The organism is Streptomyces sp. NPDC091209 (assembly GCF_044757755.1).
Classification (GTDB): Bacteria; Actinomycetota; Actinomycetes; order Streptomycetales; family Streptomycetaceae; genus Streptomyces.
Genome location: NZ_JBIVVR010000003.1, coordinates 49350 through 71784 on the forward strand (window position 1 = coordinate 49350; position 22435 = coordinate 71784).

Below are 22435 nucleotides of genomic sequence, written 5' to 3' on the forward strand. Positions count from 1 at the left end.
TCTGTCCCACCGCTGTGAACAGAGATCCCCGCGTCCCCTCAGGGGCGCGGGGATCTCCGCTGTCCGCAGGTGGGGCGGCGGCAGGCCCGGGGGCCTACTGGCAGCCGCAGGACTGGCGTACCACCAGCCGGGAGGGAAACAGCTTCAGCCGCTCGCGGCGGGACCCGGGAACGCGCAGTCCGTCGTCCAGGACGAGGTCCACGGCCGCGCGGGCCATCGCCGAGCGGTCCGATGCAATCGTTGTCAGAGGAGGGTCGGTCAGGGCCGCTTCCTTGACGTCGTCGAACCCGGCGACCGCGAGCTGCCCCGGAACGTCGATGCGCAGCTCGCGCGCCGCGCGCAGGACACCGATGGCCTGGTCGTCCGTGGAGCAGAAGATGGCCGGCGGCCGGTGCGGCCCGGCGAGCAGCTCCAGGCCGACCTGGTAGGCGTCGTACCGGTTGTACGGGGCCTCGAAGAGCCGGCCCTCGGTCGGCTTGCCGGCCTCCTGCATGGCACGGCGCCAGCCCTCGACGTGGTCGGAGACGGGGTCGCCGACGGCGGGCGTCTCGGCCGTACCGCCGAGACAGGCCACGTACTCGTACCCGTGTTCCAGAAGGTGCCGGGTGGCGAGCTGGGCGCCCCCTATGTCGTCGGTGACGACGGCCACGTCGTCGATCGCCTCGGGGCGCTCGTGCAGGAGCACCACGCGGGCGTCCCACGCGTCGATCTCGGCGGCCGCGTGGTCGTTCAGCGCGTGGCTGACGAGGATCAGTCCGGAGACCCGCATGCCGAGGAAGGCGCGCAGATAGTGCACCTCGCGCTCGGCGATGTAGTCGGAGTTGCCGACCAGGACCATTTTTCCGCGCTCTGCGGCGGCCTGTTCGACGGCGTGCGCCATCTCCCCGAAGAAGGGCTGGCGTGCGTCCGGCACGATCAGGCCTATGAGCTCCGTCTTCCGCGAGGCCATGGCCTGGGCGACCCTGTCGGGCCGGTACCCCAGCTCCTTGATCGCGGCGAGAACGCGCTCGCGCGTGGCCGGGGCGACCGGCCGGGGTCCGTTGTTGATGACGTAGCTGACGACGGCGGTAGAGGTACCCGCCAGTCGCGCTACATCATCCCTAGTCACCTTGGCCACGCGCGGAGTCTACGCGGATGGACCTACCTCTGGGCAGGGCGTACGGCGGCTTCCTGCGGCTCAGCCGCGGCCTCCGCGGGGGCGGCGCTGTCCAGCTGTGCCGTCTCGTCCGCATCCTCCGGCTTTGGCTGGGCCGCCTTGGCCTTCGCGCCGTCCGCGGCGCGGTCCACCTTCTCCGGGGTAACGAATCGATAACCGACGTTCCGGACGGTTCCGATCAGCGACTCGTGCTCGGGTCCGAGCTTCGCCCGCAGCCGTCGTACATGGACGTCGACCGTCCGCGTACCGCCGAAGTAGTCGTAGCCCCAGACCTCCTGGAGCAGCTGGGCGCGGGTGAAGACGCGGCCCGGGTGCTGCGCGAGGTACTTCAGGAGCTCGAACTCCTTGAAGGTGAGGTCGAGGACCCGGCCCTTGAGCTTGGCGCTGTAGGTCGCCTCGTCCACGGAGAGGTCGCCGTTGCGGATCTCCATGGGGGAGTCGTCGTTGACGATCTGCTGGCGGCCCATCGCGAGCCGCAGCCGCGCCTCGACCTCGGCCGGACCGGCCGTGTCGAGGAGGACGTCGTCGATGCCCCAGTCGGCGGTGACGGCCGCGAGGCCGCCCTCGGTCACGACGAGGATGAGCGGACAGCCGGGTCCCGTGGAGCGCAGCAGCTGGCACAGGCTGCGGACCTGCGGGAGATCACGTCGTCCGTCGATCAGGATGACGTCGGCACCCGGGGTGTCGACGAGAGCTGGGCCTTCGGCCGGAGCCACGCGCACGTTGTGCAGCAGCAGGCCGAGAGCGGGAAGCACCTCCGTCGACGGCTGAAGGGCATTGGTCAGGAGCAACAGAGAACTCATCGCGCCTCACCCACTTGGGTCGTCCTGCCTTCGTGCACGGTTCGCTCGCCCATAACGTCTGGTTCCTCCTCGGTCCCTGCGAGGACGTTTGCGGCACTGCTCTGTACGCGCGGTTCCCGAGCCCCTGGGATCCGCTGTGCGTCCGGGGCCCGTACACCTGCGGTTTCCCGTTTCGTATACAACGCTTCCGAAAGCACAAAAGGACCCGGGGGCTACTCTGCCCGAGTCCTCATGCCCAGCAGAATAGCCCACATGAGCTCAGGTCCGGCAGGTCAAGTGACGCGATCTTTCAAGAGTCCACACCTTGAGACAACGTCGCACGTCCCTTTGCGGAAGTTTCTGCGCACGGTCGACGGGGTGACGATCGATGCGGCCTACGACCCCGGAACGGAGTCGTCCGGTGACCTTGCGTTCATCGTCGCACACGGATTCACCGGTGATCTGGACCGTCCGCACGTCCGCCGCGCGGCCGGCGTCCTCGCCCGCAGGGCGCCGGTGGTCACCTTCTCCTTCCGTGGTCACGGGGGATCGGGCGGCCGTTCGACCGTCGGCGACCGCGAGGTCCACGATCTGGCCGCCGCGGTCGCCTGGGCGCGTGAACTCGGGCACACCCGGATCGTGACCGTCGGCTTCTCGATGGGCGGCTCGGTGGTGCTGCGGCACGCGGCGCTCTACGGGGAGAAGGGCCCGGGGCCCGGTGGTGAGCCGGTGCCCGGCCGGGAGCACGAGGGGCGCACAGGGGCGCGTACGGACGCGGTGGTTTCGGTGAGCGCTCCGGCCCGCTGGTACTACCGGGGTACGGCCCCTATGCGGCGGGTGCACTGGCTGGTAACCCGCCCGGAGGGCCGGATCGTGGGCCGGTTCGGTCTGCGGACCCGGATCCATCACCGTGACTGGGACCCGGTGCCGGCGTCCCCGGTCGAGTGCGTCCCGCGCATCGCGCCGACCCCGCTCCTCATCGTCCACGGCGACCAGGACGGGTATTTCCCGGTCGACCACCCGCGCATGCTGGCCGAGGTCTCCGGCGGCCACGCCGACCTGTGGCTGGAGCACGGCATGGGGCACGCCGAGAACGCCGCCGCCGACGACCTGCTCGCCCGGATCGGGGACTGGGGCGTCACCCACGCGGGCTAGCCTGACGGGGTTCACGCAAACAGACGCGCGGACACCACACACCAGAACACACCAGATCGCTGATTGAGGAACGAGATGGCAAAGGGCACGGTGCGTTACTGGGCCGCCGCCAAGGCCGCGGCAGGCGTCGGCGACGAGCCGTACGACGCGGGCACGCTCGCCGAGGCACTCGACGCGGCCCGCGAACGACACCCCGGCGAACTCGTCCGCGTCCTGCGGCGATGCTCGTTCCTGATCGACGGTGATCCCGTGGGGACCCGCGGGCATGAGACGGTACGGCTGGCCGAGGGCGGCACGGTCGAGGTGCTCCCGCCGTTCGCAGGAGGGTGAGCGAGACGATGAGCAACCAGCCGTACGAGGGTCGGCACGAGGGGTACGACCCGTATCAGCAACCGCAGCAGCCCCAGCGGGACCCTCAGCAGCAGCCCGAGTGGCCGCAGCACACCCAGCAGTGGGAGGGGCGGACCTGGGAGACCCAGGCGCAGCCGCCGGTCCCCGCGGCCGACACCTCGTATCTGCCTCCGCAGGGCTACCAGACCTACGGCGAGCCCCAGGGCCACCAGGGCTACGGCGAGCCCCAGGGGTACGGAGCCGCTGGAGCGGCCCTGCCGCCCGAGGCTCCGGCACAGCCGTGGAACCCGGCGTACGCGCCGGCCGCCGGCGAGGCACCCGGCACCGATGGCTCCGCCGACCCGTACCGCCCCGGCGGGACCCTTCCGGAGAGCGTGAGGGGGACCGGCGCGGCCTACGGGCCCGCGACCGTCACCGGCCAGAGCCGGATCACCGACGCCCAGCGTGCCCGCGCCGAGGGACGTTCGCCCGTCATCGAGCCGGGCATGCAGCCGGCCGCGCTGACGGCGCTGCTCGCGCTGCTGCTCTCCGGGGCGGCGGCGATCGGGGAGTACGCGCTCGTCGTCCCGCTCGTCCTGCTGCAGGCCGTCACGGCGGCTGGCTGGTTCCGGCTGAACGGGATGTGGCCCGCCCGGCAGGGCATCGCGCTGGCGTTCCTGGGCGCGGTGACGGCCGACGTGGCCCTGCTCGCGGCCGGCCGGGAGAACGCGCCCGCCGCGATCCTCGGCACCCTCGGGGTGTGGGTCCTGCTGACCCTCGTGCTGCAACTGCGCAGCCACGCCGACCCGGACACCCGGATGTACGGCCTGATGGCGACCGTCGTCTCCGCGGCGCTGTCGATCATCGCGGCCGGGCATCTGGCGGCCGAGCCGGACGCCGTGACGGTGGGCGCCGCCGCGGTCGCCGTGGCGATCCTGGCCCGCGCGCTGCCGCTGCCCACGGCGGCCTCCGTGGTCGTCGCGCTGCTGGCCGCCGCGGGCGCCGGTATCGCGGTCGGCGGGATGACGGACCTGGGAACGAAGGGCGCCTTCCTGGGCCTCGGCGCGGGTGCCTGCGCGCTGATCGGGCACCGCGTGGCCAGCTACGACTACCCGTCCCGGTTCGTCCACTTCACCGCGGGCGTGGCCCTTCCGCTGGCCGCCGCGGCTCCGGCGGTCTACCTGCTGGGCCGCGTGCTGGGCTGACCGGCCGACCGCGCCGAATCGTCACAGGTGATCGACAACTACCTTCAAGGGCCCCCGATCCGGGGGCCCTTCGGGGTTAGGCTCGCGTTCGGCGGCCACTCGGTCGTTCAGACGGGGCCGTCCCGGGTGGGGGAACATCGAGCATGCGCGCACTGCGAATAAGCCTGATCCTGTTAGTCGTTCTCGGCGGTCTGTTCGTTCTCGCCGACCGGTTGGCGGTCGGGTTCGCGGAGGACGAGGCGGCCGGCCGGATCAAGAGCGCCGAGGGCCTCGCGGCCACCCCCGACGTGTCCATCGGGGGCTTTCCGTTCCTCACCCAGGTCTTCGGCGGCGAGCTCGACGACGTGAAGGTCGGCATCAAGGACTACGAGGCGTCGACGGGCGGCACGGGCTCCTCCGCCGGCACCATCCGCATCGACGACCTCAACGCGGAGATGCACGGCGTCGCCTTCAACGGCGGCTACACCTCCGCCACGGCGAGCCGCGCCACCGGCAGTGCGTCGATCTCGTACGCCGAGCTGCTCAAGGCCGCCAAGTCCGAGCCCGCGCGGGTCGCGCCCGGCCTCACCGCTCAGGTCGTCAGCCTCTCCGACGGCGGCAACGGCAAGATCAAGGTCATGGTCTCGGTGTCGGTGTCCCTCGGCGGGGCCGAGCGGAAGCAGACGGTGCCGGTGCTCAGCTCCGTCATCGTCTCCGGTGACACCGTGAAGGTGCACGCCGACTCGCTGCCCAAGGTGGGCATCCAGCTCGCCGAGAACCGGATCCGCTCGATCACCGACTTCCAGCAGACGATCGAACAGCTGCCCGGCGGCATCAAGCTCGACAAGGTCCAGGCGGCCCCGGACGGCGTCGAGATCTCGGTGAAGGGTTCGGACGTCAGGCTCGTCGGGTAGAAGGCCCGACCGGACCCGGCGGGAAACTCCCGGGGGGCCGGACCTGCGGTGGAGGTTCCCCCGGACCGGTCCGGGGGAAGACTCCGGCCGAGGGGTGGCTGTCCGAAAGGCGAGACGGGCCCGTCCGTACCGCAGATGCGCTGTCGAAGTGATGACCGATACCGCCCCCCGGAATCCGTGCGGGCAGGGCCCCGACAGCGTTCGCGTATCACCATGCGGACGATCGCGTCTCATCATCCGACACGCCGGTGACATGTCCGCCTGTCCGTCCCTACGATCGGACCCATGAAGCGACAGGCGGACCTCACGAAGCGGCGGGCAGTAGACCTGTGCCGCGTCGCCGCCATGCTCTGTCGCACCTTCTGAGCGGAAGCGTTCCCGCCTTCCGCGAGCCGGGCCTCTGGACCTCTCTTGTCCGGGCCACCATTGCGCCGCGCAGCCCTCACCGGCATGCAGCACCGCGCAGCCTCTCCAACGCACCACCCCGCCGCAACTGCCCCGGAGGAGAACGAGCATGAGCCGCAGCGACGTCCTGGTAGACGCCGATTGGGTCCAGGACCACCTGGACGACCCGAACGTGGCCGTCGTCGAGGTCGACGAGGACACGTCGGCGTACGAGAAGAACCACATCAAGAACGCCATCCGGATCGACTGGACCAAGGACCTCCAGGACCCGGTCCGCCGTGACTTCATCGACCAGGAGGGCTTCGAGAAGCTCCTCTCGTCGAAGGGCATCGGCAACGACACGCTGGTCGTCCTCTACGGCGGCAACAACAACTGGTTCGCGTCCTACGCGTACTGGTACTTCAAGCTCTACGGCCACGAGAACGTGAAGCTGCTCGACGGCGGCCGCAAGAAGTGGGAGCTCGACTCCCGCGACCTGGTCGACGGCTCGCAGATCCCCGAGCGCGCCGCCACCGCGTACAAGGCCCAGGCCCAGGACAGCTCCATCCGCGCCTTCCGTGACGACGTCGTCGCCGCGATCGGTTCGCAGAACCTGGTCGACGTCCGGTCGCCCGACGAGTTCAGCGGCAAGCTGCTCGCCCCGGCGCACCTGCCGCAGGAGCAGTCGCAGCGTCCGGGCCACGTCCCGAGCGCCCGCAACATCCCGTGGTCGAAGAACGCCAACGACGACGGCACCTTCAAGTCGGACGACGAGCTCAAGGAGCTCTACGCCGCCGAGCAGGTCGACCTCGCCAAGGACACGATCGCCTACTGCCGCATCGGTGAGCGTTCCGCGCTCACCTGGTTCGTGCTGCACGAGCTCCTCGGTGTGCAGAACGTCAAGAACTACGACGGCTCCTGGACCGAGTACGGCTCCCTCGTCGGTGTGCCGATCGAGCTCGGCGCCAACAAGTAACCCTCAAGGCCTGAAGGACGGAATCGAAATATGTGTGGAGCGAAGGCCGGCGGCCCCGACGCCTCGACGATCAAGCCCGGTGAGACCACGATCCAGGGTCAGGTGACCCGCGACGGCGAGCCGGTGACGGGCTACGTCCGTCTCCTGGACTCGACCGGCGAGTTCACCGCGGAGGTCCCCACCTCCGCGACGGGTCAGTTCCGCTTCTACGCGGCCGAGGGCACCTGGACCGTCCGCGCGCTGGTCCCCGGTGGCACCGCCGACCGCACGGTCGTCGCCCAGACGGGCGGCCTCGCCGAGGTCGCGATCGCCGTCTGAACGGCGGACCGCCGTCCCTGACGGCAGTCGACTGAACGGCCGAAGGGCCGCACCCCCGGGGGTTGGACGCTTACCGGATCGGGGTGCGGCCCTTCGGCTTGCCCTGCTGGGCGGCCCGCGCCCTCCGGGCGCCGCCGACACTGAGCCGGACGGGTTGTCCGGGCCTACGCTGGGGGTATGTACGCGCGCAGGCGTCATCTGTACTTCGCCATGATGGGGACGTGCATCGTGCTGTTCGTCCTCGCCTGGGCAGTGGTACGGCTGTGGTCGGTTCCCGCGGCCGTCGGGATGTGTGTGGTGGCCATGGTGATTCCGCCGGTGGCCGCGATGGTGGCCAACCGGCGGGGGCCCGAGGACCGATGGTGGGACGACCCGTCCGGGGACCCGAAGTCCGACGAGTGGTGGGACGAGCTGGACGGCAAGAAGAAGAAACAGCAGTGAGCGGCAGAGGTGGAGCGCGGCGGTGGGAACCGCGGCGGTGAAGCGGTGGCAGCGGTAGGAGCGGAAAGCGTCTATGTCGCGTACGAGGTTGTCCACCGTGGTGTTCGACGCGCCCGACGCCCATGAACTGGCCGACTTCTACCGGAGGCTGCTCGGATACGAGGTGCGCGCCGAGGAGCCCGACTGGGTGCTGATCGGCCCGCCGTTCGGCGGGATCGCGCTCGCCTTCGAGACCGAGCCGCTCTACACACCGCCGGTATGGCCCGCGGGCCCCGGCGACCAGCGGATGATGCTCCATCTCGACATCGAGGTCGACGACCTGGCCGAGGAGACCGGCCACGCCGTCGAGCAGGGCGCCCGGCTCGCCGACCACCAGCCCCAGGAGGACGTACGGGTGCTGTTCGACCCGGCGGGCCACCCCTTCTGCCTCTGGGTGGACACACGCGGGCGGCGCGGACGCGGTCAGTAGCGGCGCGGCTTCCGTCGGCGGCCCCGTGCGCGGGCCCGGCCGGCGGAGCGGCGGTCAGTAGACCAGCGCCTGCGTTCCGTCCGCCATCGCCTCCTGGACGAACACCTGCGCCCCCGCGATCCGTACGCCCTCCAGGACGTCCTTCTCCGTGATGTCGCGGCGGGCCGCGCACTGGGTGCACAGGGTGATGCGCCCGGCCGCCAGGATCGAGTCGATCAGATCGGGCAGCGGCGCCGCGTGCGGCAGCTCGAACTCGGCGGCGCGGCCCGGCAGCGCGAACCACGCGGACTCGCCGGTCAGCCAGAGGGAGACCTCCACGCCACTGGCCACGGCCACCGCCGCGACGGTGAACGCCTGTGAGCAGCGTTCCGGGGCGTCGGCCCCCGCCGTCACCTTGATCACGAGCTTGTTCGCCATGACCGCCATGGTATTCCGAATCGTGATCAACGTCCGCGCAACCCCATGTGTGGGCCATGGGTCTCCTGTGCGCGCGGATACGGAATCCGCTCTTCACGTTCGTGGGGGGACGTCTTGGTAGGACCCGAAGCACCCGAAACACCGGAAAGACCGAGCGTGCCCGAGGATGCGCCAATTGCTGAGTCCGGTACGGCACTTGCCGATTCCGTACGACCCGTACAGCCGGTGCCGACCGAGGAACCCCCGGCGCCGTCACTGGAGTTGACCGTGGCGTCGGCCCCGGCGATGGCACCGGAGTCGGCCCCGGCCCCGATGTCCGCGGAGCCGGTGGCGTCCGAGTCCGCCGAGACGGCCGGACCTGGCGGGCAGATTGACGCTCCGTCAGGGCCCCGGGCCCGTCGGCGTGGTCGTACGACTCTGCTCATCGCCACGGCCGCGGTGCTCGGCCTCGTCGCCGGTACCTGCACCGGATTTCTGGTCCAGGCCGACCGCGAGCCCGCCGAGCTGCCCTCGCTGTCGCAGCCGGTGGTGACCCAGGCCAAGGGCGACGGCCCCGAGCCGCTGTCCGCCGCCCAGGACCACCGGGTGAAGACGGACGGCGACCTGCGCAAGCTGCTGCTTCCGCGGCCGAAGGGCACCAAGGTTCCCGACTGGGCACCGGAAGGGGCCCACTGGCTGGACCTGGCCGGCTACGCGGACTCGCTGGACAACGCGGACCAGGAGTTCGGCTCTCTGGTCGGGTCGGAGTTCCGCCGGGGAGCCGAGGTCGACTGGATGGTGGGCAGCACCGACAGCACCGAGATCCGGCTGGTGCAGTACCGCCAGGAGGAGAAGCTCGGCGCCGCGGACCGGGCGGGCGGGTGGAACGTGGACGACACCACCAGCTGGGCCATTCCCGGTGTGAACGAAGGCATGGTCTACCTCTACAAGGTGGAGCGGAAGGCCGGCTACCTGCCGATGTACAAGGCGTTGGCGTCGGCCTCGCGCGGTGACATCGCCATGGAGATCTGGGTCTACGACTCCAAGCCGATCCCGAAGTCGAAGATCATGGACCTGGCCAAGCGGCAGATGGAGCGGCTGTGAACGAGCGACCTGCGGACCCGGAAGACGTGACGTCCGCCCCGGCGCCGACCCCACCGGAGACCCCCCTGTCCGAGTCCGTCGTACCGGACACGGCCACGGACGAAACGACTCCGGTCGAAGCGACTCCTGCTGAAGCGACTCCCGTTGGCGCGGCTCTAGTTGACGTGGCCCGCTCTGACGCGGAGCCCCGCAAGAAGCGCGTCCGTCGTGGCCGGGTCGCGGCCGTCGCCGGAGCCGTGCTGCTCGTCGGGGCCGTCATCGCGGGCGGCGCCTGCACCGTGGTGACCGTCCAGGACGCCGACCGTGACGCGGGCGCGCCCACGTGGACGTTTCCCAAGGCGGACAAGCAGGAGACCAGGACGGCGAAGGCCGCCTCCTCCCTGGCCGCCGTGCTCGTGCCGTACGACGACAGCTGGAGCCGCGGGCCGGACATCGCCGAGTTCGGCTCCGACGCCGCGCTCAGCGGAGGCGAGGCCACCGCGCTGCGCAAGGAGTCGATCCGCGGCCTGCCCCGCTCCCAGCGACGGCAGATCGAGAAGCAGATCGACAAGCAGCACACCAAGGGCATGGCGATGCGCAGCTACCTGAGCACGTCGAACGCGAGCGACTCCACGCTCTACGCGGCCCACGCTTTCACGGTGAGCATCGAGCTGATCCAGATGGAGGACAAGGCGGCGATCCGGGACCGGTCCACGTTCCAGAACGAGCTCTTCGACGCCCTCAAGATCTTCCGCGCCGGACCGAAGATCGAGGGCCACAAGAACGCCAAGTGCTTCCTGCCGCCCAAGGACAAGAAGGAGAAGCTCGACATGATGATCTGCTCCGCCTACCAGGGCGACGTGCAGGTCAGCCTCACCGCGTCCGCGGCGAAGCCGATGAACACCAAGGGGGTTGCGCAGCTCCTCCGTGAGCAGCTCGACCGCATCCAGGAGCCGGGGGAGTCGGTATGACCGAGCAGACGACACCGGTCGGCCAGGCGCCAGTGGCCGAGCAGCCGGCATCGGCCGAGCCGTCGCCCCCGATGCCCGAGGCGCCGCCCACGGTCGTCGCGGTCGCGGGGCCGGACGAGGCCGGCGAGCCCCAGGTGCCCCCGGTCAAGGTCAAGAAGGACCGCCGGGTGCTGCGCGCCGTCCTGCGCTGGACCGCCGCCACCGTGGTGTTCGCGGCGGTCGGCTCGGCCGCCGCGTACGGCATCACGAGCATGGAGCGCACCGACGTACCCGGACTGGCGACGAAGACCGACGGGCGCTGGGACTACCCGACGATCGTCAAGCCACCGCTGCCGTCCGGCAGCCCGGGGCCGTTCGCCTCCTCGAACAAGGCCGGCTCCCACTTCGCGGACCTGCGCGAGCTCCTGCTCCCCGCCCCGAAGGGCGCGAAGACCGACGCGGCGCTGCGCGGCGAGGACGGCTGGCTGGCACAGAAGACCTTCCTGGCCCAGTACGCCGAGCCGCAGGCCCGGGAAACCCTCGGAGACCTGCTGACCGGCTACGCCGTGCGGCACATCGCCGCGCGCGGCTGGACCACCTCCGACGGCACGCACACCCGGATCTACCTGCTCCAGTTCGACACCGCCGCCGTGGCGGAGGACCTGGCCGGGCAGCTCGCGAACTACGACTCCCCGCAGTACACGCTGCGTGGTGCCGCGCTGAACGAGCGGGACGAGCAGTTCCCGGAGCGGGCCGCGGTCGACGAGATCAGCCGGTACGCCTACACGGAGAGAGAGCCGTACGGCGCCGAACAGGTCCGTGAGGCCTACGTGTCGGCCGGGGACACCATCGCCCTCGTCGTCCAGTCCCGCAAGGACTCCGCGAAGGCGGTGCCCTTCCAGCAGACGGTCGTTCTGCAGAGTCAGCTCCTCGGCTGAGGGCGACGGGACCGACAGGGCCCACCTGACAGAGAGCGCCGGGCCCCAGCCGCGTAAGCTGGGGCCCGGCCTTTGTGTACCTCCCCAGTCCCGGCCACGTCCGGGCGGGGACCCCGTTCCGCTCACCGAGGAGCACCCCGTGGAGATCTTCTTCGAAACCCTGCTGTCCTTGGTCTGCGTCGGCGTGCTCGCCTTCGCCGGACTGACCGTGAAGAAGCTGTACCAGGGCCAGCGCTGACCCCCATCAAGGAACTGCTCAGCTCATGATCGAGATCCCGTCGGACCTCCACAAGGACCTGGTCCCCCTTGTCTTCCTGCTCGGCGACTGGGCCGGAGTCGGTGTCTACGACTTCCCCGGCTCCGAGAAGTGCAACTTCGGGCAGGAGGTCAGTTTCACGCACGACGGGCGGGACTTCCTGGAGTACCGCTCGCACAGCTGGGTGCTCGACGCGGACGGCGAGAAGGTCCGGCCGCTGGAGTCGGAGGCCGGCTTCTGGCGGGTCGACGCCGACCGCAAGGTCGAGGTCGTGATGACCCGCGACGACGGCGTCGTCGAGATCTGGTACGGCGAGCTGGCCGACAAGAAGCCGCAGATCGACCTGGTCACCGACGCCGTGGCCCGTACGGCCGCGTCCGGTCCCTACAGCGGGGGCAAGCGCCTCTACGGCTATGTGAACAGCGACCTCATGTGGGTCGGCGAGAAGCAGACCCCCGAGGTCGAGCTGCGCCCCTACATGTCCGGGCACCTGAAGAAGGTCGTCACCCCCGAGGACGTCGAGCGCTGGGCGAAGGACCTGCCCGACGACATGCCGGACGACGGGATCGCCTTCTTCAAGTAGACCGGCGTCCGGTCCGTGAGCCGCCGTGCAGTTCATCAGGTCGGCTCCGACGGGAATGGTCCTAGACTTCCAGTGTGGTGAGCATCGACTGGAAGAGCGACCTCAGGCAGCGCGGCTACCGGCTGACGCCGCAGCGCCAGCTTGTCCTCGAAGCAGTGGACACCCTGGAGCACGCGACCCCCGACGACATCCTCGTGGAAGTGAGGAAGACGGCGTCGGGGGTCAACATTTCCACCGTCTACCGGACCCTGGAGCTCCTGGAGGAGCTCGGGCTGGTCAGCCATGCCCATCTGGGGCACGGCGCGCCGACCTACCACCTGGCCGACCGCCACCATCACATCCACCTGGTCTGCCGTGACTGCACGAACGTCATCGAGGCCGATGTCTCCGTCGCCGCCGAGTTCACCGCGAAGCTCCGGGACACCTTCGGCTTCGAGACGGACATGAAGCACTTCGCCATCTTCGGACGCTGCAAGGACTGCCGGAACCGGGAGAAGTGACTCCCGAGGTGACCTTGGAAATGACCTCGTACGAACACCGGCGGTCAACCGGGATCACATTCGGCGACCAGGCGGTCGTCGGCGCAGAAATAAAATCGGCGACCGCACGGTCGTAGTGTGTATGTCCATGAAGAGCTCCCTCCTGTCCCTGCCCGGCGCCGTTCCCGCCGAGGGCGTGGACGAAGGCGTCGCCGCCCACTACGGCGACCTGTTCCGTGAGCAGCGCGCCCTCGCCGACGGCATCGGCTTCGTGGACCTCTCGCACCGCGGAGTCGTCACCGTCACCGGCGACGACCGCCTCACCTGGCTGCACCTGCTGCTCACCCAGCACGTCACCGACCTCCCGGCGGGCCGCGCCACCGAGGCGCTGATCCTCTCCGCGAACGGCCACATCGAGCACGCGCTGTACCTCGTGGACGACGGCACGACGGTGTGGATGCACACGGAACCCGACACCCAGGACGCGCTGATCGCCTACCTGGAGTCCATGAAGTTCTTCTACCGCGTCGAAGTCGCCGACCGCACCGCCGACTTCGCGGTCGTCGAGCTCCCGGCCGGTTCGATCGCCGAGGTCCCCGAGGGCGTCGTCGTCCGTGAGACGCCGTACGGCCGTGATCTCTTCCTTCCGCGCGCGGACCTGGACTCGTACGCCGAGAAGGCCGGTCCCGCGGCCGGACTGCTCGCCCACGAGGCCCTGCGCGTCGAACAGCACCGCCCCCGCCTCGGGTTCGAGACCGACCACCGGACGATCCCGCACGAGCTGGGCTGGATCGGTTCCGCGGTGCACCTCCAGAAGGGCTGCTACCGAGGCCAGGAGACGGTCGCCCGCGTCCAGAACCTGGGCAAGCCCCCGCGCCGCCTGGTCTTCCTCCACCTCGACGGCAGCGAGGTCCTTCTGCCTCCGCACGGGACCGAGCTGCGCCTCGCGACCGAGGACCCCGACGGCCGCAAGATCGGCTTCATCACCACTTCCGTACGCCACTACGAACTGGGCCCGATCGCCCTGGCGCTCGTGAAGCGCAACGTGCCGCTGGACGCCCCCCTGATGGCGGACTCGACGGCGGCGGCGCAGGAGGTCGTGGTCGAGCCGTAGGGCTCATGTCTCCGGGGGCCCATGTCTCCGGAGGCCATGTCCTCCGGAGGCTCACCTTCTCCAGGGCTCGCACCCCGGGAGGGTTCACATCTCCAGGAGGACGGTGAACGGGCCGTCGTTCGTCAGGGAGACGCGCATCTGGGCGCCGAACCGGCCCGTGGCCACCGTGGCGCCCAGAGCGCGGAGTCGGGCGACGACCTCGTCGACCAGCGGCTCGGCCACATCGCCGGGGGCGGCGGCGTTCCAGGTGGGGCGGCGGCCCTTGCGGGCGTCGCCGTACAGCGTGAACTGGCTGATGACGAGCAGCGGCGCGTCGATGTCGGAGCAGGAACGCTCGTCGGCCAGCATCCGAACGGACCAGAGCTTGCGGGCGAGTTGGGCTGCCTTCTCCTTGGTGTCCTCATGGGTGACCCCGACGAGGACGCACAGTCCCTCGCCGCTGATCTCGCCGACCGTCTCGCCGTCCACGACGACGCTCGCGCCGTCCACCCTCTGCACCACCGCACGCATGCGGACCATGATGCCGTGCCCTGGCGCCGTCGCGCGCTGCGGGCCCTTCGCGTGATTTTCCGGGGTAACCAACCCGCCATCCGGGGCTGATCGGGTCACTCGGTCACATAGCGACCATCTGGGGTGGCACCATGCGGGTGTTGCGGTGCACCCGTTGGGTGGACCGCTGTTCGAGGGGACGGTAGAGGCACATGAGCACATCGAGGGCCGGGCAGCAGCCCGGAGCCGTGTCATTGACCCGCACGAGCGCACGGCGGGCTGAAGGGATGACGGCACGGCCGCCGGTGCAGCGCACCGAGAGCGGCCCGCTGGCGACCGAACCGGGCCGACCCGGCATCGTCGTGCTCCGGCTGCCCGAACTGCGGACGCTGCGCCGGGACGCCCAGCGGGACGAGGCCGACCTCAGCTACGTCCGGCGGCTGCTCCAGGGACGTATCGACATCCTGCGCGCGGAGCTCGCGCGCCGCGGGGAGCGCCGGATGTCCGGTCCGGCCTCCGGACCCCGGTCGCTCGTGGACGAGGGGAAGCCGTCGGTCGTCGAGCGGCTCCCGGAGATCCTGACGGACGCCCCGGCCCGGCACCGCTCCTCGGCCCGTCATGTGACGGTGGGCACGCCGCACGGCGAGCAGTACCGCGCGCTGGCCGCCGACATGCTCGCCGAGGTGGAGCTGTCCGACCTGGACGCCCGGACGGACGAAGAGCTGGTCGCGGGACTCGGCCGGCTCGTCCGCTACGAGCAGCAGGTCTCCCGGCAGCGCCAGCAGCTTCAGCGCACGGCCGACGATTGCAGCGCCGAGATCGCCCGCAGGTACCGTGAAGGCGAAGCACAAGTAGACGACCTGCTCATGTGACGTGGCGGTCCCGGTGATCCCGGGGCCGAGGGGTGCGCCGGGATCCAGGAGGCGCGCTTCCGCTCCGCGCGAGGCGGGGGTGCGGTCCGGGACACGACCCGGCCGATGCCTTCCGAGCGGGTCCCCGTTCCGGAAGGCCACCGCCGATGTCCGAAGTTCCCAGCACGTCCGAAGGTTCGTCCATACCCGCGGGTACCCCGGGTGCGACCGGTTCACCGGGCACCCCCGGCACACCCGCCTCCGCCTCCTCCGCCGCCTCCAGCGCGGTCGCTGCCGCTGCGCCCGGTACGGCTCCCACGTTCCCTGCGATGCCCGCCGCCCCCGGCGTGCCCCCGGTCCTCGCCGAGGTCGTGCGTTCCGGCTTCGTCGAGGGCCATCACCGCGGCAGTCTCGTGGTGCTGGCCGCGGACGGGACGGTCGAGCTGGCGCTCGGCGACGTGACGGCGCCGGTCTTCCCCCGTTCGTCGAACAAGCCCATGCAGGCCGCGGGCGTCCTGCGCGCGGGCCTGGACCTGTCCGGGGAACGTCTCGCCCTCGCCGCCGCGAGCCACTCGGGCGAGGTCTTCCACCGTGATCTGGTCCAGAAGATGCTCGTCGAGCACGGGCTGACCGCCGGGCAGCTCCAGTGCCCGCCGGACCTGCCGCTGGACCCCGTGGAGGCCGAGATATACCTCGCCTCCGGTGCCGTCCGCGACCGGGTCACCATGAACTGCTCCGGCAAGCACGCGGCGATGCTCGCGGTGTGCGTGCGACGAGGCTGGCCCGCCGAGTCGTACCTCGATCCCGGGCACCCCCTCCAGCGGCTGATCCACTCCGTGGTCGAGGAGACCTCGGGGGAGACCGTCGCCGCGGTCGGCACGGACGGCTGCGGGGCGCCCCTGATGGCGATCACCCTCACGGGGCTCGCCCGTGCCTTCCGGTCCTTCGTCCTCGCGGCCCCCGGTTCCGCCGAGCGCCGCGTCGCGGACGCCATGCGCAGCCACCCCGAGTACGTCGCCGGCACACGGCGTCCCGACACCTGGCTGATGCGCGAGATCCCGGGGGCCCTCTCCAAGATGGGCGCCGAGGCGGTCCAGGCGGTGGCGCTGCCCGACGGCCGCGCCCTCGCCTTCAAGATCGACGACGGCGGGATCCGCGCGCTGGGTCCCGTCCTGGCCCGTGCGCTGGGCCTGCTGGGCGTGGACGCGCCCGTGGTCACCAGGATCGGCAGCGCCCCCCTGCTGGGCGGCGGCCGCGAGGTGGGCGGGATCCGGGCGGCTTTCTGACCCGGGGGCGGCCCGATGTGTCCCGGCCTGGGATCCGTGTGGCCTTCCCGGTCCGGGGCCGGGGTGCGTCCGACCCGGGATCCGGGCGGGGAGGGGGAGGACCGGCCGGGAGGGGCCGTGCGGAAATCCGCGCGACACCCCGGCCGGGGTCCGCCTAGCGTGGTTCCATGACCCCGCATGATGCCGGCGACGCCCTCGACGCCACAGACGCCGCCGATACGATCGACGTACGGCCGATCACCGCCCCCGATCTCCCCGACTGGCTGCGCGCCGTGAAGACGGGGTTCCTGCAGGAGCCGGTCGTCTCGGACGAGGACGTCGAGAACCGCAGATCGGCGTTCATCCTGGGGAGGACCCTGGGCGCGTTCGACGGCTCCCGGTGTGTGGCGACGTTCAGGTCGTTCCCGCAGGAGCTCACCGCGGTCGGCGGCGCGGCCGTCCCCGCGGACGCGATCTCCGCCGTGACCGTCTCGCCCACGCACCGCCGCCGGGGCCTGCTCACCCGCATGATGAAGGCCGACCTGGCGGCGGCCAGGGAGCGGGGCGATGTCGTCGCGACACTCATCGCTGCCGAGTACCCGATCTACGGCCGCTACGGCTTCGGCCCCGCGACCACCACCACCGAGTGGACCGTCGACGTACCGCGCACCGGTCTCGACCCCCGCTGGGCGGGTCCGGCCGACGGCGGCCGCATCGACCTCCTGGACGCCGAGGACGTCCGCAAGGCGGGACCCGAACTGCACGAACGGTTCCGGCGCGACCGGCCAGGCGTGATCAGCCGCGACGCCCGCTGGTGGCAGATGAACACCGGCCTGCTGAGGTTCGGCGGCTTCCCCTGGAAGGAGCCGTTCTACGCCGCGTACCGCTCGGCGTCGGGCGAGATCGAGGGCCTGGTCTCCTACACCTCGGACGACAACTGGGGCGACTCCAACCAGCCCCACAACACGGCGGAGGTGAACTGGCTGCTCGCGGTGACGCCGGCGGCCGAGCGCGCCCTGTGGAGCTACCTCTGCTCGATCGACTGGATCACCCGGGTCAAGACCGGCCGGCGCGCCCCCGACGACCTGCTGCCGCAGTTCCTGCCCGACCCGCGCGCCGCCCGGATCACCACGCAGTCGGACTGGCTCTGGGTGCGGATCCTGGATGTCGTACGGGCTCTGGAGGCGCGGACGTACGGGGCCGCGGGCACGCTCGTGCTGGACGTGACGGACGAGAGCGGGCCGGACGGCGGCCGTTTTCGGCTCCAGGCCGCGCCGGACGGTACGGCGACCTGCGCGCCGACCACCGAGGATGCCCAACTGTCCCTCTCCATAGCCGACTTGGCGACGCTGTGGCTCGGGGACGAGTCCGCGGTACGGCTGGTGGCGCTGGGCCGGGTCCGGGAACGGCAAGAGGGCGCCGCCTCCGTGGCCGACGCCCTGCTGCGGACGTCCAGGCGACCGTGGTGCCCGGACATCTTCTGAACTGCTGCTCCGGTCGGGGAGACCCTCCTTCCACGCGGGTGCCGATGCCGACTGTCGATCCGTAGCGATTCAGTTGTGGTTGTGGTGGTGCGGACTGACCGTGCTCCCGGCTCCCCTCCGGAGGGGAGCACGGTCAGCCGGACTGGCGGACGGCGGCGTCCGGTCAGCCGGACTGGGCGAGCAGCATCACGAGGATCACGGCCCCGATGCCGCTGACGGTGGTGTTCCGGGCCTTGAGCCCGACGGACAGCGCGACGAACGCGATGATGCCCATCGGCCCGTACTCCCACTGGATGAGTTGCTCGAATCCGATGGCCAGGGCGGCGACGGCGAGGGCGACGAGCGGCATGACGGTCCCTCCTTGGGGACGGGGAGGCGGACCCCGCTGAGGACCGTCCGCCCCGACCACCTGACGTACTGGCGGTGTTTCGGCGGCCAACCCTCCGGAAGTTTGACCATGTTGTGCAAGTTGGCGACCAACTCATTCTTAGTTATCTCCGTGTTGGGACGACTCATAACCACCTATCCGGCAACTGCCCAAAGATGGCGGGAAGTTGTAGGGTTCTGGTTGTGGAGCCGGAGCATGCCGCCGTCAAGGGGCGGAACAGGTCGCCACGGCCGCCGAGGTCACACCGCGAGGTGGCCGACGAGCTGCGCAGCCGGATCAGGTCCGGTCAGCTGCGGGCCGGCCAGCGCATGCCGACCCAGGCCAGACTGGCCGACGAGTTCGGCGTCGAACGCGGCGCGGTGCGCCAGGCGCTGCGCATCCTTCAGTCGGAGCGACTGCTCGTCAATATGTCCAAAGGGAGTCCGGCGACGGTCGCGGACCAGCCCGAAAGGGCTCTGAACGGGCCGGAGGCCCAGCCGCAGTCGACCATGGTGGCGCTCGCCCCACGGATCACGGCGGCCTTCGCGGTCCCGCACGTGGAGATCGACGCCCTGTGCCTGACCGCCGTGTCGCTCACCCTCGCCATGGGTGAGCCGTTGCGCGAGATTCACGCGGGGCGTATAAAACCGGCCAAGGTCGACGTCCGGGTGCTGCTGCCCAGCCGGGACATCGACCTCGCTTTCCCCGCACCGGTCGGCGACCTGGCGGACGACCGTCCGCGGCGCCGCTGGCTCGCCCAGCGCAACGCCCAGGTGCAGGTGCTGCGGCACAACCTGCTGGCGCTGCGGACCACGCACGGCATCGACGTGCGGGTCTCGTTCCGCGCGCTGCCCTTCACCCCGCCCGTGAAGCTGTACCTGCTCAACGAGGCGGAGGCGCTCTTCGCGTACTACACGCTCACGCGGCGGGGCGAGGAGATCGACCACGAGTACCTGGAGATGTACGACGCCGAGGGCACGCAGTCGATGCTGTTCCCCTTCGGCCAGGGAGTGGGGGCGCGGGACACCACGTTCGTGGAGCAGTCCCACCTCTGGTTCAACGCGCTGTGGGAGACCATCAGTTCCGAACTGCTCTTCACGAACTGATGGCGGGCCCCGCGACCAGCAGGGCCAGCACGACGGCCCCGATGGAGCTGCACGTGGGGTTCTTCGCCTTGATCCCGATGGTGAGCAGCAACAGCCCGACGATGCCCGTCGGTCCGTACTGCCATTGAACGAGCTGCTCGAAGCCGACGACGAAGACGGCGGAGAGGAGGGCGATGGCGGGCATGGTGGTTCCTCCTTCTTCTTCAGTGACCTGCTCGGGGTGGTGGCTGCCGTGGATGGGCGAGGAGGAGGCAAAACTTCCGCCATCTTGGCCAAGTTGGTAACCAACTCTGGTTATGTTGTCCCCACTTGGTGAGCATCCATAAACAACTTTCAAGCAACTCCCCATAGATGGGAGAGGGTTGTACCGTTTGGTCGTGACTCAGGAGAACGTTGTGGTGAGTGACAGCAGCAGAAGGCTTTCGCCCCAGGAGATCGCCGACGTCCTGCGTGAGCGCATCCGCTCCGGCGACCTGAAGGCCGGCGACCGTCTGCCGACCCAGGCGGAACTGGCCGACGAGTTCGGCGTCGAGCGCGGCGCGGTCCGGATGGCCCTGCGCGAACTCCAGGAGGACGGCCTGCTCAGCAATGTGAGCAAGGGCAGTCCGCCGCGGATCGCCGAGGCCGCGCCCGCCGGGAACGGACCGCAGCCGACGATGGTGGGCCTCGCTCCCCGTCTCGCCGAGGCGTTCTCCGCGCCCCGGGTGACGATCGACGCGGCATGTCTCACCGCGGAGACGCTGATGGTGGCGCTCGGTGAGCCGGTCCGTCAGATCCACGACGGCACGATCCGCCCCGAGCGCATCGACGTACGCGTCCTGCTGCCCAGCCGGGAGATCAACCTGGCGTTCCCCATCTCCGTCGACGGCCCCGGTGACGACGACCCGGTCCACAGGCGCTGGCTGGAGCAGCGCAACGCCCAGGGGCAGGTCCTGCGCCACAACCTCCAGGCGTTGCGCTCCTCCCACGGCATCGACGTCCATGTCACCTTCAGGGCCCTGCCCTTCACCCCGCCCGTGAAGCTGTACCTGCTCAACGGGTCGGAGGCGCTGATGGCGTACTACATGATCAGCAGGCGCGAGGAGGCTACCGCGGACGACGGGGTCCTGGACATGTACGACACCCTCGGCTCCGCGTCCCTGCTCTTCTCCTTCGAGAAGCGGGCGGGCACGCGGGACGCCGCGTTCGTGGAGGAATCGCAGAAATGGTTCAACGCTCTGTGGGAAACCATCACTACGGATCTGAAGCTCAGCTGACGGACGTCGCACACGGCCCCCGCCGGCCACGACGGCGCCCCCGGACCACAGGTGAACCAGGAGAACGTGCCCGTGAACGGCAGCCGGAAGGCCACACCCCATGAGATCGCCGACACCCTTCGGCAGCGCATGCGCGAGGGTGTCCTCAAGGCCGGCGACCGGCTCTCGACCCAGGCCGAACTCGCGGACGAGTTCCAGGTCGAGAGGGGCACCGTGCGGCAGGCCCTGCAGATCCTCAAGGGCGCGGGACTGCTCGACAACGTCTCCCGGGGGAGTCCGCCGCGGGTGGCCGAGACACCGCCGGACGAGCCTCAGCGGCCGAGGGCGACCGTCCTGAGCCTGAACGACCACCTGGTGCAGGCCTTCTCGTCCCCCGAGGTGACGATCGACGCCGTCTGTTTCACGGCCGAGACGCTCATGCTGGGTCTCAACCACATGCGGGGCGTCATCGAGGAGGGCACGGTGCGGCCCGAGTCGATCACCATGCGCTGTCTGCTGCCGGGGCCGGGGACCGAACTGGCCTTTCCCGTCCCGGTGCCCCGGCCGGAGCGCACGGCCGAGGTCCAGCGAGAACTGACGGCGGCCGTCCAGCGGAAGCTGAAGAGCCAGATCCAGTTCCAGAAGACGGTCATGGAGCGGACGTTCTACAAGTGGCGCGAGGTCGGGGGTATCGACGCGACCGTCTCGTTCGGCTGGCTCCCGACCACCCCGATGCAGAAGTGGTATGTGCTGAACGGCAGGCAGGTGCTGTTCGGCGACTATGTGCCGGACAAGTACCCGCCCAGCGCCGACGCCGAGGGGTACGAGATCGAGGTGTACGACGTGCGGGGATTCAACACGCCCCTGTTCGCGTTCCGGGTCGAGGACGGTCCGCGGGACGCCGCGCTCGTCGAGGAGAAGCAGAAAGCGTTCAACGCCGTCTGGGCAACGTACGCCGACTGGCCGACACTCGCTTAGTGACTGCTGAGACTGGACAGACCGATTTGGTGACGAGTGAGATCGAGAATGTTCGGGAACTGGTCGCACAGACACGGTTTGTCCTCTTCGACTTCGACGGCCCGATCTGCCAACTGTTCGCGGGCCACTCGGCGGAGGTCATCGCGCGGGATCAGGTGAAGTGGCTGAAGGAGCGGGGCCTGTACGGCGTGCTCACCGAGGACGAGCGCAGCCGTCCGGACCCGCACGGTGTGCTGAGCACGGTGGCCCGACGGCACCCCGGCAGCGATCTGGTGGTCGAGCTCGAAGAACGCCTCACGCAGCAGGAGTTGAGGGCCGTCCGCAACGCGATGCCGACGGCCTACGCCGATCCGCTGATCCGTACCTGGGTGGCGATCGGGGCAAGGCTGGCCATAACGACCAACAACTCGGCGCGGACGGTGACGTCGTACCTGAGCGGAAGGGGTCTCATGCCCTGCTTCGCTCCGTACATATACGGCCGTACGCAGGACTTGAGTCTGCTCAAGCCCCATCCGGCGACCCTGAAGCGCGCCCTGAGCGCCATGGGCGCGTCGCCGGAGGCTTCGCTGATGATCGGCGACACCCCCTCGGACCACGCGGCGGCGGTCCGGGCCGGGGTCCGCTTCCTCGGCTATGCCCGCAGTCCCGCCAAGGCGAAGGTGCTGAGGGAGGCCGGGGTGCCGCCGCGGAACATCATGGACTCGCTGGAGCCGTTGCTGCGTGCCGTGCGTGACCATTCCTGAGCCGCCGGT

General features: G+C 70.2%; 28 protein-coding genes. 22 read left to right on the forward strand and 6 right to left on the reverse strand.

The window, feature by feature from the left end; translation table 11 throughout:
- Nucleotides 1-94: 94 nt before the first annotated feature.
- On the reverse strand, nucleotides 95-1117 hold the full coding sequence (locus tag ACIQRL_RS10390; RefSeq protein ID WP_401329706.1) for a LacI family DNA-binding transcriptional regulator: 1023 nt from the start codon (nucleotides 1115-1117) through the stop codon (nucleotides 95-97).
- A gap of 23 nt (nucleotides 1118-1140) precedes the next feature.
- On the reverse strand, nucleotides 1141-1959 hold the full coding sequence (locus ACIQRL_RS10395) for a response regulator transcription factor (protein WP_401329709.1): 819 nt from the start codon (nucleotides 1957-1959) through the stop codon (nucleotides 1141-1143).
- 252 nt (nucleotides 1960-2211) lie between these two features.
- Here ACIQRL_RS10395 and ACIQRL_RS10400 point away from each other — a divergent pair, with 252 nt between their 5' ends.
- From ACIQRL_RS10400 to ACIQRL_RS10440, 9 genes are all read left to right on the forward strand, one after another.
- A complete protein-coding gene (locus tag ACIQRL_RS10400; RefSeq protein WP_401329712.1) occupies nucleotides 2212-3093 on the forward strand; it encodes an alpha/beta hydrolase family protein in 882 nt (293 codons plus the stop codon).
- A gap of 75 nt (nucleotides 3094-3168) precedes the next feature.
- Nucleotides 3169-3423 (forward strand): MoaD/ThiS family protein, encoded by a 255-nt coding sequence (locus tag ACIQRL_RS10405; RefSeq protein ID WP_365879162.1) that lies wholly within the window; start codon nucleotides 3169-3171, stop codon nucleotides 3421-3423.
- An 8-nt stretch (nucleotides 3424-3431) separates the two neighbouring features.
- Entirely contained in the window at nucleotides 3432-4628 is a 1197-nt protein-coding gene (locus ACIQRL_RS10410; protein ID WP_401330786.1) for a hypothetical protein, read from the forward strand.
- A gap of 143 nt (nucleotides 4629-4771) precedes the next feature.
- Nucleotides 4772-5521, forward strand: coding sequence for a DUF2993 domain-containing protein (locus ACIQRL_RS10415; RefSeq protein ID WP_401329715.1), 750 nt, complete (start codon nucleotides 4772-4774; stop codon nucleotides 5519-5521).
- Nucleotides 5522-5806: 285 nt separating this feature from the next.
- The gene (locus ACIQRL_RS10420; RefSeq protein WP_350310325.1) at nucleotides 5807-5887 is read left to right on the forward strand and encodes a putative leader peptide; all 81 of its coding nucleotides are present in this window, start codon (nucleotides 5807-5809) and stop codon (nucleotides 5885-5887) included.
- A gap of 148 nt (nucleotides 5888-6035) precedes the next feature.
- A complete protein-coding gene (locus ACIQRL_RS10425; RefSeq protein ID WP_401329717.1) occupies nucleotides 6036-6881 on the forward strand; it encodes a sulfurtransferase in 846 nt (281 codons plus the stop codon).
- A 30-nt stretch (nucleotides 6882-6911) separates the two neighbouring features.
- Nucleotides 6912-7199, forward strand: a complete 288-nt coding sequence (locus ACIQRL_RS10430) for a DUF1416 domain-containing protein (protein WP_054232391.1) — start codon at nucleotides 6912-6914, stop codon at nucleotides 7197-7199.
- Between the two features lie 177 nt (nucleotides 7200-7376).
- Entirely contained in the window at nucleotides 7377-7640 is a 264-nt protein-coding gene (locus ACIQRL_RS10435) for a DUF3099 domain-containing protein (protein WP_401329721.1), read from the forward strand.
- A gap of 73 nt (nucleotides 7641-7713) precedes the next feature.
- Nucleotides 7714-8109, forward strand: a complete 396-nt coding sequence (locus tag ACIQRL_RS10440) for a VOC family protein (RefSeq protein WP_401329723.1) — start codon at nucleotides 7714-7716, stop codon at nucleotides 8107-8109.
- A 54-nt stretch (nucleotides 8110-8163) separates the two neighbouring features.
- On the opposite strand, the gene ACIQRL_RS10445 is transcribed toward ACIQRL_RS10440, so the two are convergent.
- On the reverse strand, nucleotides 8164-8526 hold the full coding sequence (locus ACIQRL_RS10445; protein ID WP_261702080.1) for a DsrE family protein: 363 nt from the start codon (nucleotides 8524-8526) through the stop codon (nucleotides 8164-8166).
- Nucleotides 8527-8793: 267 nt separating this feature from the next.
- On the opposite strand from ACIQRL_RS10445, the gene ACIQRL_RS10450 reads away from it, so the two are divergent.
- The 6 genes from ACIQRL_RS10450 (at nucleotide 8794) to ACIQRL_RS10475 (ending at nucleotide 13908) form a co-directional block, all read left to right on the forward strand.
- Entirely contained in the window at nucleotides 8794-9609 is an 816-nt protein-coding gene (locus ACIQRL_RS10450; RefSeq protein ID WP_401329725.1) for a hypothetical protein, read from the forward strand.
- 164 nt (nucleotides 9610-9773) lie between these two features.
- On the forward strand, nucleotides 9774-10559 hold the full coding sequence (locus ACIQRL_RS10455; protein WP_401329728.1) for a hypothetical protein: 786 nt from the start codon (nucleotides 9774-9776) through the stop codon (nucleotides 10557-10559).
- A complete protein-coding gene (locus ACIQRL_RS10460; RefSeq protein WP_401329730.1) occupies nucleotides 10556-11476 on the forward strand; it encodes a hypothetical protein in 921 nt (306 codons plus the stop codon). Before ACIQRL_RS10455 ends, ACIQRL_RS10460 begins: the two co-directional genes overlap by 4 nt.
- 263 nt (nucleotides 11477-11739) lie before the next feature.
- Entirely contained in the window at nucleotides 11740-12315 is a 576-nt protein-coding gene (locus ACIQRL_RS10465) for an FABP family protein (RefSeq protein WP_389070857.1), read from the forward strand.
- A 74-nt stretch (nucleotides 12316-12389) separates the two neighbouring features.
- Complete coding sequence (locus ACIQRL_RS10470; protein ID WP_401329733.1) at nucleotides 12390-12815, forward strand: Fur family transcriptional regulator; 426 nt, start codon at nucleotides 12390-12392, stop codon at nucleotides 12813-12815.
- A 127-nt stretch (nucleotides 12816-12942) separates the two neighbouring features.
- Nucleotides 12943-13908: a YgfZ/GcvT domain-containing protein gene (locus tag ACIQRL_RS10475; RefSeq protein ID WP_401329736.1), complete on the forward strand. Its 966-nt coding sequence runs from the start codon at nucleotides 12943-12945 to the stop codon at nucleotides 13906-13908.
- 84 nt (nucleotides 13909-13992) lie between these two features.
- Here the strand turns inward: ACIQRL_RS10475 and dtd are convergent, their stop codons facing one another.
- The gene (dtd, locus tag ACIQRL_RS10480) at nucleotides 13993-14418 is read right to left on the reverse strand and encodes a D-aminoacyl-tRNA deacylase (RefSeq protein ID WP_355983883.1); all 426 of its coding nucleotides are present in this window, start codon (nucleotides 14416-14418) and stop codon (nucleotides 13993-13995) included.
- A 191-nt stretch (nucleotides 14419-14609) separates the two neighbouring features.
- On the opposite strand from dtd, the gene ACIQRL_RS10485 reads away from it, so the two are divergent.
- The 3 genes from ACIQRL_RS10485 to ACIQRL_RS10495 all read left to right on the forward strand — a co-directional run bounded on the left by ACIQRL_RS10485 (nucleotide 14610) and on the right by ACIQRL_RS10495 (nucleotide 17997).
- Nucleotides 14610-15269: a hypothetical protein gene (locus tag ACIQRL_RS10485; RefSeq protein WP_401329740.1), complete on the forward strand. Its 660-nt coding sequence runs from the start codon at nucleotides 14610-14612 to the stop codon at nucleotides 15267-15269.
- Between the two features lie 308 nt (nucleotides 15270-15577).
- Nucleotides 15578-16534: an asparaginase gene (locus ACIQRL_RS10490; protein ID WP_401329743.1), complete on the forward strand. Its 957-nt coding sequence runs from the start codon at nucleotides 15578-15580 to the stop codon at nucleotides 16532-16534.
- Between the two features lie 167 nt (nucleotides 16535-16701).
- Nucleotides 16702-17997, forward strand: coding sequence for a GNAT family N-acetyltransferase (locus tag ACIQRL_RS10495; RefSeq protein WP_401329745.1), 1296 nt, complete (start codon nucleotides 16702-16704; stop codon nucleotides 17995-17997).
- 163 nt (nucleotides 17998-18160) lie between these two features.
- On the opposite strand, the gene ACIQRL_RS10500 is transcribed toward ACIQRL_RS10495, so the two are convergent.
- Complete coding sequence (locus tag ACIQRL_RS10500) at nucleotides 18161-18346, reverse strand: hypothetical protein (protein WP_037622368.1); 186 nt, start codon at nucleotides 18344-18346, stop codon at nucleotides 18161-18163.
- Between the two features lie 215 nt (nucleotides 18347-18561).
- On the opposite strand from ACIQRL_RS10500, the gene ACIQRL_RS10505 reads away from it, so the two are divergent.
- Complete coding sequence (locus tag ACIQRL_RS10505; RefSeq protein ID WP_401330788.1) at nucleotides 18562-19470, forward strand: GntR family transcriptional regulator; 909 nt, start codon at nucleotides 18562-18564, stop codon at nucleotides 19468-19470.
- Here ACIQRL_RS10505 and ACIQRL_RS10510 read toward each other — a convergent pair.
- Complete coding sequence (locus ACIQRL_RS10510) at nucleotides 19460-19654, reverse strand: hypothetical protein (protein ID WP_328554757.1); 195 nt, start codon at nucleotides 19652-19654, stop codon at nucleotides 19460-19462. The genes ACIQRL_RS10505 and ACIQRL_RS10510 overlap by 11 nt on opposite strands.
- Before the next feature lie 187 nt (nucleotides 19655-19841).
- On the opposite strand from ACIQRL_RS10510, the gene ACIQRL_RS10515 reads away from it, so the two are divergent.
- The 3 genes from ACIQRL_RS10515 to ACIQRL_RS10525 all read left to right on the forward strand — a co-directional run bounded on the left by ACIQRL_RS10515 (nucleotide 19842) and on the right by ACIQRL_RS10525 (nucleotide 22426).
- Nucleotides 19842-20726 carry a GntR family transcriptional regulator gene (locus ACIQRL_RS10515; RefSeq protein ID WP_401329749.1) on the forward strand — a complete coding sequence of 295 codons (885 nt, stop codon included), beginning with the start codon at nucleotides 19842-19844 and terminating at the stop codon, nucleotides 20724-20726.
- Nucleotides 20727-20798: 72 nt separating this feature from the next.
- Entirely contained in the window at nucleotides 20799-21683 is an 885-nt protein-coding gene (locus ACIQRL_RS10520) for a FadR/GntR family transcriptional regulator (RefSeq protein ID WP_401329752.1), read from the forward strand.
- The gene (locus ACIQRL_RS10525) at nucleotides 21683-22426 is read left to right on the forward strand and encodes an HAD family hydrolase (RefSeq protein WP_401329754.1); all 744 of its coding nucleotides are present in this window, start codon (nucleotides 21683-21685) and stop codon (nucleotides 22424-22426) included. The genes ACIQRL_RS10520 and ACIQRL_RS10525 overlap by 1 nt, the downstream gene beginning before the upstream one ends.
- Nucleotides 22427-22435: the final 9 nt, after the last annotated feature.

Excerpts from the sequence above, each read along its gene's own strand:
- ACIQRL_RS10395 (WP_401329709.1), bottom strand. The coding sequence starts at position 1,959 with ATGAGTTCTCTGTTGCTCCTGACCAATGCCCTTCAGCCGTCGACGGAG.
- ACIQRL_RS10400 (WP_401329712.1), top strand. The coding sequence starts at position 2,212 with ATGAGCTCAGGTCCGGCAGGTCAAGTGACGCGATCTTTCAAGAGTCCA.
- ACIQRL_RS10405 (WP_365879162.1), top strand. The coding sequence starts at position 3,169 with ATGGCAAAGGGCACGGTGCGTTACTGGGCCGCCGCCAAGGCCGCGGCA.
- ACIQRL_RS10410 (WP_401330786.1), top strand. The coding sequence starts at position 3,432 with ATGAGCAACCAGCCGTACGAGGGTCGGCACGAGGGGTACGACCCGTAT.
- ACIQRL_RS10415 (WP_401329715.1), top strand. The coding sequence starts at position 4,772 with ATGCGCGCACTGCGAATAAGCCTGATCCTGTTAGTCGTTCTCGGCGGT.
- ACIQRL_RS10420 (WP_350310325.1), top strand. The coding sequence starts at position 5,807 with ATGAAGCGACAGGCGGACCTCACGAAGCGGCGGGCAGTAGACCTGTGC.
- ACIQRL_RS10425 (WP_401329717.1), top strand. The coding sequence starts at position 6,036 with ATGAGCCGCAGCGACGTCCTGGTAGACGCCGATTGGGTCCAGGACCAC.
- ACIQRL_RS10430 (WP_054232391.1), top strand. The coding sequence starts at position 6,912 with ATGTGTGGAGCGAAGGCCGGCGGCCCCGACGCCTCGACGATCAAGCCC.
- ACIQRL_RS10435 (WP_401329721.1), top strand. The coding sequence starts at position 7,377 with ATGTACGCGCGCAGGCGTCATCTGTACTTCGCCATGATGGGGACGTGC.
- ACIQRL_RS10440 (WP_401329723.1), top strand. The coding sequence starts at position 7,714 with ATGTCGCGTACGAGGTTGTCCACCGTGGTGTTCGACGCGCCCGACGCC.
- ACIQRL_RS10445 (WP_261702080.1), bottom strand. The coding sequence starts at position 8,526 with ATGGCGAACAAGCTCGTGATCAAGGTGACGGCGGGGGCCGACGCCCCG.
- ACIQRL_RS10460 (WP_401329730.1), top strand. The coding sequence starts at position 10,556 with ATGACCGAGCAGACGACACCGGTCGGCCAGGCGCCAGTGGCCGAGCAG.
- ACIQRL_RS10465 (WP_389070857.1), top strand. The coding sequence starts at position 11,740 with ATGATCGAGATCCCGTCGGACCTCCACAAGGACCTGGTCCCCCTTGTC.
- ACIQRL_RS10475 (WP_401329736.1), top strand. The coding sequence starts at position 12,943 with ATGAAGAGCTCCCTCCTGTCCCTGCCCGGCGCCGTTCCCGCCGAGGGC.
- dtd (WP_355983883.1), bottom strand. The coding sequence starts at position 14,418 with ATGCGTGCGGTGGTGCAGAGGGTGGACGGCGCGAGCGTCGTCGTGGAC.
- ACIQRL_RS10485 (WP_401329740.1), top strand. The coding sequence starts at position 14,610 with ATGAGCACATCGAGGGCCGGGCAGCAGCCCGGAGCCGTGTCATTGACC.
- ACIQRL_RS10490 (WP_401329743.1), top strand. The coding sequence starts at position 15,578 with ATGCCCGCCGCCCCCGGCGTGCCCCCGGTCCTCGCCGAGGTCGTGCGT.
- ACIQRL_RS10495 (WP_401329745.1), top strand. The coding sequence starts at position 16,702 with ATGACCCCGCATGATGCCGGCGACGCCCTCGACGCCACAGACGCCGCC.
- ACIQRL_RS10500 (WP_037622368.1), bottom strand. The coding sequence starts at position 18,346 with ATGCCGCTCGTCGCCCTCGCCGTCGCCGCCCTGGCCATCGGATTCGAG.
- ACIQRL_RS10510 (WP_328554757.1), bottom strand. The coding sequence starts at position 19,654 with ATGCCCGCCATCGCCCTCCTCTCCGCCGTCTTCGTCGTCGGCTTCGAG.